This window comes from Methanospirillum sp., from assembly GCF_028679455.1.
In the GTDB taxonomy this organism is placed as follows: domain Archaea; phylum Halobacteriota; class Methanomicrobia; order Methanomicrobiales; family Methanospirillaceae; genus Methanospirillum.
Genome location: NZ_JAJRBM010000103.1, coordinates 25,394 through 34,896, shown reverse-complemented (window position 1 = coordinate 34,896; position 9,503 = coordinate 25,394). Strand labels below are relative to the sequence as shown.

Genomic DNA, 9,503 nt, shown 5'->3' with positions numbered 1-9,503 from the left:
CTTCGTTAAGTGCTTTTAATCCAAGTTTGATTGAGTCATCCAGGGAACACTCATAGGTATACTCCTCTTCAAAGAGTTTCATTACTGCTGGACGCCCGGTTCCAATTCCGGTTGCCTTGTATTCCAGAAGTGTACCGCTCGGATCGGTTTCAAACAATCTGAACTCTCCATCAGCAATACCGGTAATTAAGAGAGCAGTTCCGTAGGGGCGGGCTCCACCAAACTGGGTATATGTCTGCATATGATCCCCGAGTTTCTTAGATAGTGTCTCGACGTCAACGGGTTCATCATATGATATCCGGTTGATTTGGGCCTCAACTCTGGCTCTGTCAACCAGGGCGCGGGCATCACCCACCAGACCTGATGAGGCTACTCCGATGTGTTCATCAATTTTGAATATTTTTTCAATTGAATTAGCCTCAAGAAGGCGGGAGTTTATACGTTTGTCGACAATCAGAACCACTCCGTCCTGACATTTGATTCCTACCGCAGTGGTTCCCCGTTTGACCGCCTCGCGGGCATACTCTACCTGGTAAAGCCGTCCGTCTGGGCTGAAGACGGTTATCGCGCGATCATATGCTGCCTGGTTATTATTCATCATAGTACAGGTCCTCGATATCCTCTTCCGTTATATAGAGGGGCATATTATGATTAATGCCCTTCTCTTTCAGATCTATCCTGTCTGTTGAATTGATTTCTACAGAAATCCACGTCTCATTTACTTTTACCTTTCCTGTTCGGATTATATCCACCTTGTTCTGGTTGATTTTTTCTCTGATGGTTCTAATCGTACCGGATGTTTTGAATGGATGTATAACAGAAGGAATTCCTCTGATTGATGTGACGCAGGATAGCGCTGCTTCGACTGTATGCTCGTATCCTCTTCTACATCTGAAGATACCGTAAGGGGGCGTATACTCCATTACCGCGATCCACGCATAAGATGCCTGAATTTCACCAAAAAGTGAGCAATAGACGTCAGAGATGACTAAAAAGATTTCTTTGGCATCCATGGGCACTGGTGGTTCAATCCTGGCAAGCAGGTACCGGTAGTTCTCCCGCATCGAGGGCCTAAGTCTCATCAGAAATCTCCCGTGCTGATTTGTATCCTTTCATCAGGTTTGGAATTGAGTCAAATGATTTTCTAATTAGATCTCGATCCATCCCGATTTCAGTGAGAATAGTTTCGATTGCTCGTGGCCCTCGCATATCTAATGGTGTCAATGCACCACTTGAGATGGTGAGGTGGAATTCATATCGGTTTTGCAGAAGAAGGATCTCTTCATACAGTCGTATCACCCGTTGTCTGGATATCCCCCGTAACTCCCAGAGTGGCCGGACCCGGATATCGACTGCAACATTTCGTTCCGCAGCAATTTGGGCACAAAACCTGTCAAATGCATTTTTAGGGGCAGTATGTAATTCAGAGAGGGCATGTACTCCTGGCATAGTCAAAAACGTTCGGTTCATTTTGTTTTCTCCTGCCTGGACCATGCAATACATCCGCCTTTTGGTAGTTTCCTGAATGTCCTTTTGTAGCTCCCGAACACTTCCCCTTCTGATATGACGGGCAGGGATGATTTGAAAATCCGGGGTCTCAAGTTCTGGTATCGGGGTATTGCAGATGACCCCTCCAGTATATCCGAGTGCTTTCAGTTCATGAACTGACCGGCTAACTGAACAGGAGCCTGATGGATATGGAAAAGTACAGCCGTCAATACAATGCATCAAAAAAAGGTTATTTTCCCCGGTTGGCATTGGACCTGACACTTGGGCGGCACTTTTCTGTACCTATTCCACGCGTGCCCATGCCACGGCCTTTCATACCAGCGCTGGTCTTTCCACGTTCAGCACGACCCCGGTGCCCGGATTGAGTGATCCAATTGAGGGTGGAATCGTTTTTAACAGCCGGGTGATGTGGATCCACGAGAATAACCTCATACCACTTCTGTTTTCCATCCTCACCAACCCAATAGGAGTTCAATGCTTCCATGTTTGGATATTTTCTGCTGGCCCGCTCTTCTGCGATCCGCTGAATACTCTTACCCATGGTACGCTTGTTGACGCCCATTCGTGCAGTTCTTCGCGCACGAACATATCTGGATGCCCGCCGACCACCGCGGCGAACTTTTACTCTGACGACAACAATACCCTGCTTTGCTTTATATCCGAGTGAACGTGCACGGTCAATACGTGTTGGCCGGTTGACCCTGACCACACTTCCTTCCCTGCGCCAAACCTGCATACGCTCCCAGAGAAGTGCACGAACTCCGGACTTTGCCGGGACCTTCCATGCATCTCTGACATATGCATACATCGATTTTGCCATAATATCTCCAGAGGTTCAGCCTGAAATCAGGCCACATACCTAACGGGACAAATCCCGTATTCCTTATTATCTGGGGGACACTGCTATTTATTGGCGTCTCTTACAAGTCAGTTACCTTTCCGTTTCTCATCAACCTTGATATTTCTGATTTGGGTCACCGGATACTGCCCGTTCTCATCCTTTTCAGCAGATTTTACCATATCCCATATCGTAAGCAACGCTGTACTGGCCCCTACCAGTGCCTCCATCTCAACTCCTGTTTTACCACTTGATATCACCTTCACACGCGTCGTTATGGATATCTCGTCCAGTTCAAATGCGATATCAATCCCATGAATTGGAATATTATGGCACATCGGAATGAGCCGTGAAGTATCTTTAATTGCCATCGCTGCTGCCACCCGCGCAGTTGCCAGGACATTTCCTTTGACTGTTGTTCCGCTAGTAATTGCCAGGATGGTTTCGGGTCGTAATATAATAGTTCCCGATGCGACAGCTTCGCGATTAACTTCATTTTTTGTTGAGACATCAACCATGCGAACCCGGTCATCGGTGATATGTGTGAATTCTGTCATTCGTTCTCCATTGAATTATTCTGGTACAGTACTTGAGGAATAACCGAAAGAATATCCTGTGCAATCAGCCCGTATCCCATCTTTTCTGTTACTATCTCCCCGGCGCGTCCACAGGCATACGCTCCGATGCATGCAGCATCAAAAGAAGAAAGTGAAACAAACAATGCCCCACACACTCCTGCCAGAATATCTCCGGTTCCCCCAGTGGTCATGGCCGGAGTTCCGGTCTGGTTGAACCTGATCTGCTCTCCGTTTGAAATAATATCTGTCTCTCCTTTGAGGAGAATTGTTGTTCCTCTTGCAGTTTTTTTAACAACTTCTGCCCGAGTTAGGATGTCGTTACCCGGATTTATTCCGGTAATGCGGGTAAATTCCCCCGCATGTGGGGTGTAAATGGTCTCTTTTCCTACTGGTGATGGAATGCGCAGGGCGTCAGCGTCAAATACTGCCTTTCGACAGTAGGGGGCGATTGCGCTGACCACCTCATGACTTTCTGAACCGAGTCCCATGCCGCAGACAACAACGTCACAACGTTCGCATAATCTGATAAGATTCTCAGTATCATCAACTGATATCCTGTCTCCTTGTACCGGCTCATGAATCAGATCCGGGAACTGAAGTTGAGAAGGTGATGCAACACGTACAATGTCAGCGCCTGCACGAAGGGCTGCCATACCGGCCAGATATGGTGCTCCTTGGTATGGGCCCCCACCAATAACCAGGAGGGACCCTCCAACACCTTTATGTGCGGATTGTTCACGCTTTGGGATTAGGAGAAGATCCCCGGGCCCGGTACAGATTTCCGCAGCAACCGGAATGCCGATATCAATAACCTCCGCATCTTTACACTTTGCCCGATGAAACGCGCATACTGTTGTGGGTTTTATTCCTGGAGTTGGCACATCCGCAGATATGATCGTGGTTTTTACACTATTTGCAAGATGTACACAACTCAGGTATGGTTCACGTAGTACTCCGGCCATCCCGGTACCCAGCATGGCATCCAGAATAAGATCTGATTGTGCGAAGAGGTGTTGTAGGGAGAGTACGTCATCTCTACATCGGATTGCATGGAGTTGAACGCTGCAATACAAAAGCGATGAAAGTTGAGTTCTGCATGCCGCAGACATATGTGGACTATTATAATACAGAACTGTCACTACAGTATCCCGGGCGAGAAGGCGTGCAGTTACCATTCCATCCCCCCCGTTATTTCCAGAACCACAAAGGATGAGCACTGATGTGGGATGATAACTCCGGATAATATCTGCGAGACCATGACCGGCATTTTCCATCAATTGCAGATCACTGACTCCAAGAGCCATGGCGTTTTTATCAATCACCCGCATTCTAGCAGGAGATATGACTTCATCGGAAAGATGACTCTTAATGTTTTGAAAATCTGCCCAGAATCTCATGATAAATCAATCGAATTAAACACTGCGTCGAGTTTTCCTGATTTTCCTATATCTATCACATTTTTCCATCATTGGAATTCCGATCTATCATTGAATGCCCTTCCTTTTCTGCATGTATCTCCAATGCACATTAATGAGTTTTGATCAGGATGTACGGTCGGCTGCTGATGTAATTCTTTCCAGCAATTCAGTGACTGTCATCTCTCATATCGATGCAGATGGAATCTCAAGTGAATCAATTCTTTCTCAAGCAATATCCAGGGCGGGGATTCCTGCGAGGAGTGTCTACCTCCGACAATTGGATCCGCTAACCCTGCATGAGATCCCGGATGATGAATCTCTCAAGATTTTTTCTGATTTCGGGTCCGGTCAACAGTCAATGCTTCAGGAAAAAGGCCTCTCCCCGGATGATATTGTCATCATCGATCACCATGTGAGTCAGCCTGCTGATATCAGTTATCTGGAAGTGAACTGCCTTTTGCATGGGTATGAAAAGATGAGTGCTGCCGGAGTAGCATACTTAGTGGCTCGGGAGATGGATGATATCAACCGTGATCTCGCAAAATTGGCAATTGTTGGTAATATCGGTGATATGATGGACCGGGAGAATCTGAAGTTGACAGGCCCGGCACATGAAATACTTGCTGATGGTGTCGGATATGGTAATGTTGAAGTCTGGGAACATGATTTGAATATCTATGGTATTTCCACCCGACCACTGCCAAATGCTCTTGCTTATTCTGACGATATTGATATTCCCGGAGTATCTCAGGTACCTGATGGTGCACGGATTTTTCTCGAGAAAATCGGAATAAAACCACTATCCGGTACTCGCTGGCCGGTTTGGGAAACTCTTCCTTTTGAGGACAAACAGGCCGTGGTATGTGCCGTTATTGATCAGATGCTGGCTTTTGGAAAGAATCTGGATCGGCTATTTGCAGATCATTATCTTTTTCCTGATGAGAATCAGGCGCAGGCAACCCTTCGCAATGCCTCTGAATATGCAACACTTCTGAACTCATGCGGGCGGTGGAAGAGGCCTGAGCTCGGTGGAAAGATCTGTCGGGGTGATCGGGTTGTTGCATTCCGGGAAGCTGAACAGATGCTCAGAAACCACCGGAGTAAGATCCGCGAGGTAATGGAATATATAACCGATACTGGCGTGTCAGAACTTTCACACCTCCTCTATATTCATGTTGGTGATCGGTTCCCTGACACTATCGTTGGGATCGGAGCAGGCATGTCCCTGTCACGACTTAACCCGGAAAAGCCGATTTTGATCATGTGCGAGGACTCTTTGGATCCCACCAAAACAAAGATCTCAATGCGGACCCGGCAGGAAGTGGTGGATAAAGGTGTGGATCTTCAGAAGGCATTGAGTACCGCATGCGAGCGGTTTGATGGTTCGTCGGGTGGTGGACACCGGATTGCTGCTGGAGCCTTTATTCCACATGATGCAGAACGAGAGTTTATCGAAGAAGTCAACCACATATTAAGGCAGCAATATGCTCAAAAGAGTCCGGATTCTTGCTGACTACCAGTTTGGAAAAGACATTGGCAATCAGTTGTTCCCCGAATCGTGCAGATTTATTACTTCCAGAAGAGGAGGCGTACGTCAGGTTATGCTTGATGGCAGGCGACTTGCCACCCTCCGTGCTCATGATGGTAGGCTTACCCTTGGACTTACCGGGGCAAAACGCCTGTGTCAGATAGTAAATCCTCCGGGTTGTCGTGTCACGATTCAGGATGATGTCTGTCCTTACATAGCGATCGGAAAGAGTGTTTTTGCGAAGCATGTTATGCATGCTGCTTTGGATATCCAGGCCGGAGATGAGGTGCTGGTTGTATCAGGCGATGGAACATTACAGGGAGTAGGAAGTGCTATGATCTCCGGAAAAGAGATGTTTTTGTCTGAATGTGGAGTTGCTGTATCAGTAAGAAAAGGAAAAGATCAGGAGGATAAAGAATGATACCTGGAATGAATCCCCGTAAAATGAAACAGATGATGAAACAACTCGGTATGGATGTTCGTCCAATCGAAGATGTTCAGGAGATAGTAATCACCACTCCGCAAGGGAGATATGTGTTTGATCAGGCTGAAGTTGCCATCATGAAAATGCAGGGTGTCACTACCTGGCAAATAACCGGAGAACCACGGTTTGAAGAGGCAACTGCAGTGATACCTGATGAGGATGTAATTTTGGTCGCAGAGCAGGCGGGCGTATCTGTAGAAAAGGCCAGATCGACCCTTGAAACATCGAAGGGTGATATCGCTGATGCAATTTTGAAACTTGCCGGAAATGATTGAATACTCTGATCTGGTTCTCATCTCCGGGTATGGAAAATCATGGCTGGTGAAAGCTGGTGATGAGAAGATTGGAACCGATGTGGGTCTGGTAGATCTTCGTCAACTCATTGGGAAAGAGATCGGTGACAACATCCAAACTCATTCCGGAAAGGAACTTACCATCCGCCTTCCCCGGGCTACCGATTTTTTTGAATTTGCGAAACGGACCGGAGCTCCTATGTTGCCCCGCGATATTGGCCTCGTTATTGGGCTAACCGGGATGAATAAAAAAGACCGGGTACTAGATGCCGGGACTGGCAGTGGTATTGCAGCAATATTTTTTGCAGGAGTTGCAGGGAAGGTTACTTCATATGAACGCAAAGAGGAATTTGCGCAACAGGCAAGGGTAACTGTCAGGGAGGCCGGGATAGAGAATCTGGAGATTATTACCGGTGAGATTCTTCAGGAAACCAGGATTTATGATATCGTTCATCTGGATCTCAGTCTGACAGCAGAACATGTGATCCATGCTCATACGATACTCAATCCGGGTGGTTATCTGGTATGTTACACTCCTTTTTTTGAACAGATGATCTTGGCACATGATAATGCTCATGGCCTGTTTTTTGAGTCTGCTTCATATGAGTGCATTATGCGTGATATGGATCGGAGTGAACGAGGGACACGCCCCTCGACCCGTGTCTGTCATAGCGGGTATATCACGATTATGCGGAAGTAATCAAAATTCCAAACTCCCGTTTTTTGTTCAATTCCAGTTTAAGTTTATTTTTGCGATTTCTAAAACTGAGAAAATATATAACTCGTTACTGACAACGTGTCTATGTTGATGCTGAGAGTATCAGCATGAAATGTAGGAGGAAATAAATGAAGTTCGTATTTGCAGCAATTGTTGCACTGGTCGCCCTTGTGGCAGTCACCGGGTTCGCAGCAGCAGACAGGCTGCCCAATGCAACCCCTGAAAACCAGCTTTTCTCCATTGACACCGTAATCGATGTCACTGGTGCAGTAGATGATAAGACCACCATGTCCTGGGTCATTGCAGGTCCAGGTGCAATTCCAACCGGTATTCTTGGAGCAGGTCAGACAATCGCTGATGTAACCTTTAAGGATGCAATCCTGACCAACGGTGGAAAGCTCGCCGAGAATAAGAATTTCGACTTTAACTCCCAGAACCAGTTAAAGGGTCTGTACAACATTGAGCAGCAGAAGGTCCTGACCTACGCCAGCACCGAAGGTGCACACATGGTTGGCGAGGAAGAGTACACTCTCTCCGTTGCAGGTAACTACGCAACCGCTGCAGACAACATCCGCTGTGTCTTTTCACAGAACCACGGAGGCATCCTGCCAGCATTCTGTAACATTGTCTCTGCAAAGAGCAGCCTTGTCAATGTAAACAGCGCTCAGATCTCCACCAAGGGTCAGATCCGCGCAGTTGCAGAGACCGCTGATGTTCCAGCAGCTCTGAACTACCAGATCGCAGTCACCCCTGATGCAAACTCCGGTAGCGGCTTTGCAGAAGGAACTGTTAGCACTGTCTTCGCAGGCAGCATCATGGAAGCCCGTGACGGTGGCAAGACCAACTACTACCGTAACGGAGAAGATACTGACGATCGTGGAGACGGAGACTACAAGACTGCAACCTGGAACAAGACCGCAGCAACCAACACCTGGAAAGATTCTACCACTGTAACCGGTGGCATCAAGACTCTCCAGAAGGCATTTGCATACCAGTCTGGTTTCCAGAAACTCAGCTAAACTAAAGACTACTCTTTAGTTTTCCCTTTTTTTGTATTTCTCGTCTTAATTCCGTGATTCTTCTCTTAAATTAAAAATAGAGAATGTTTTGAACTCTTAAGTTATGCCTCAAATTGCACATTTCCTGAGTTCAAGAAACTACTTATAATCCAGATCATAATGTATCCATATATGCCGGGGTGCTGGCATGGTGTGGGGAATTATTGTGAGATATGGAAAATTAATATGTGCCGTCTTGGTGGTTTTTATCGCCCTCATGGGTTCTGCGGCCGGTGACCGCTTACCAAATCAGACCCCTGAAAATCAGGTATTTTCTATCAGTACAGTCATAGATGTTACCGGTTTTGTATCTGATAATACCGTATTATCCTGGGTGATTGGATCACCTGGAGCGATCCCGACCGGTATTCTCGGAGCTTCGCAATCGATTGCAGATATCACCTACCGTGATTCCATCATGACGAATGGTGGGAAATTGAGCATGAACAAGAACTTTGATTTCAACTCACAGGATCAGTCAACAGGTCTGTATAATATTGAAGCCCAGAAAGTTCTTACCTATGCCAGTGTTGAGGGTGCACATCTGGTTGGGGAAGAAGAGTATACTCTATCAGTAGCTGGGAATTATGCAAGCGGTGATGGTAATATCAGGTGCGTTTTCTCGACTGGTGCAGGTGATAGTCTTCCAGCCTTCTGTAATATTGTAACTGCAAAGAGCAGTCTTATCAATATCAATAGCGCTCAGATTTCTACTAAAGGACAAATTCGCGCAGTAACTTCTGATGCGGGGACGCCTGCAGAATTGAACTACCAGATTGCAGTTACTCCTGATACTAACTCAGGGAGTGGTTATGCAGAAGGGACCGTGAAGACGGTGTTTGCGGGCAGTATCATGGAAGCCCGTGATGGTGGTGATACCAACTATGGGTATGATGGCTCTGCCGCCTCTGATTATAAGACCGCTACTTGGAACAAGACCGCAGCCACCAACATCTGGAAAGACAGTACTGCAGTAACTGGTGGCATCAAGAACTTCCAGAAGAGTTTCGCGTATAAATCAGGATTCAGAGTGTAACTCTGATCTTTTAAGATCTTTTTTAATTGGTAATGGTAACCTC

General features: G+C 46.8%; 12 protein-coding genes. 6 read left to right on the top strand and 6 right to left on the bottom strand.

The genetic code is table 11. The features are described from left to right. The 6 genes from psmA to LUQ50_RS03540 form a co-directional block, all read right to left on the bottom strand. Positions 1–601, bottom strand: a 601-nt coding sequence (gene psmA, locus LUQ50_RS03565; protein WP_300036277.1) for an archaeal proteasome endopeptidase complex subunit alpha, incomplete at its 3' end; no start/stop codon positions are given. Further along, a complete protein-coding gene (locus tag LUQ50_RS03560; protein ID WP_300036274.1) occupies positions 591–1,064 on the bottom strand; it encodes an Rpp14/Pop5 family protein in 474 nt (157 codons plus the stop codon). The genes LUQ50_RS03560 and psmA, both read right to left, overlap by 11 nt. A 7-nt stretch (positions 1,065–1,071) precedes the next feature. Further along, positions 1,072–1,758, bottom strand: coding sequence for an RNase P subunit p30 family protein (locus tag LUQ50_RS03555; RefSeq protein WP_300036271.1), 687 nt, complete (start codon positions 1,756–1,758; stop codon positions 1,072–1,074). Continuing rightward, positions 1,739–2,329 (bottom strand): 50S ribosomal protein L15e, encoded by a 591-nt coding sequence (locus LUQ50_RS03550; protein ID WP_300036268.1) that lies wholly within the window; start codon positions 2,327–2,329, stop codon positions 1,739–1,741. Before LUQ50_RS03550 ends, LUQ50_RS03555 begins: the two co-directional genes overlap by 20 nt. A 107-nt stretch (positions 2,330–2,436) precedes the next feature. After that, positions 2,437–2,904 (bottom strand): cyclic pyranopterin monophosphate synthase MoaC, encoded by a 468-nt coding sequence (moaC, locus tag LUQ50_RS03545; RefSeq protein ID WP_300036265.1) that lies wholly within the window; start codon positions 2,902–2,904, stop codon positions 2,437–2,439. Beyond that, entirely contained in the window at positions 2,901–4,322 is a 1,422-nt protein-coding gene (locus tag LUQ50_RS03540; RefSeq protein ID WP_300036262.1) for an NAD(P)H-hydrate dehydratase, read from the bottom strand. The genes moaC and LUQ50_RS03540 overlap by 4 nt, the downstream gene beginning before the upstream one ends. Positions 4,323–4,455: 133 nt before the next feature. Between LUQ50_RS03540 and LUQ50_RS03535 the strand changes: the two genes are divergently transcribed. The 6 genes from LUQ50_RS03535 to LUQ50_RS03510 all read left to right on the top strand — a co-directional run bounded on the left by LUQ50_RS03535 (position 4,456) and on the right by LUQ50_RS03510 (position 9,460). Beyond that, entirely contained in the window at positions 4,456–5,856 is a 1,401-nt protein-coding gene (locus LUQ50_RS03535; protein WP_300036259.1) for a DHH family phosphoesterase, read from the top strand. Next, positions 5,828–6,292 (top strand): PUA domain-containing protein, encoded by a 465-nt coding sequence (locus tag LUQ50_RS03530; RefSeq protein WP_300036257.1) that lies wholly within the window; start codon positions 5,828–5,830, stop codon positions 6,290–6,292. Before LUQ50_RS03535 ends, LUQ50_RS03530 begins: the two co-directional genes overlap by 29 nt. Then, on the top strand, positions 6,289–6,630 hold the full coding sequence (locus LUQ50_RS03525; RefSeq protein ID WP_300036255.1) for a nascent polypeptide-associated complex protein: 342 nt from the start codon (positions 6,289–6,291) through the stop codon (positions 6,628–6,630). Before LUQ50_RS03530 ends, LUQ50_RS03525 begins: the two co-directional genes overlap by 4 nt. Continuing rightward, complete coding sequence (locus LUQ50_RS03520) at positions 6,623–7,348, top strand: methyltransferase domain-containing protein (RefSeq protein WP_300036253.1); 726 nt, start codon at positions 6,623–6,625, stop codon at positions 7,346–7,348. Before LUQ50_RS03525 ends, LUQ50_RS03520 begins: the two co-directional genes overlap by 8 nt. A gap of 146 nt (positions 7,349–7,494) precedes the next feature. Next, entirely contained in the window at positions 7,495–8,385 is an 891-nt protein-coding gene (locus LUQ50_RS03515) for a hypothetical protein (RefSeq protein ID WP_300036251.1), read from the top strand. 187 nt (positions 8,386–8,572) lie between these two features. After that, on the top strand, positions 8,573–9,460 hold the full coding sequence (locus LUQ50_RS03510) for a hypothetical protein (protein WP_300036249.1): 888 nt from the start codon (positions 8,573–8,575) through the stop codon (positions 9,458–9,460). Positions 9,461–9,503: the final 43 nt, after the last annotated feature.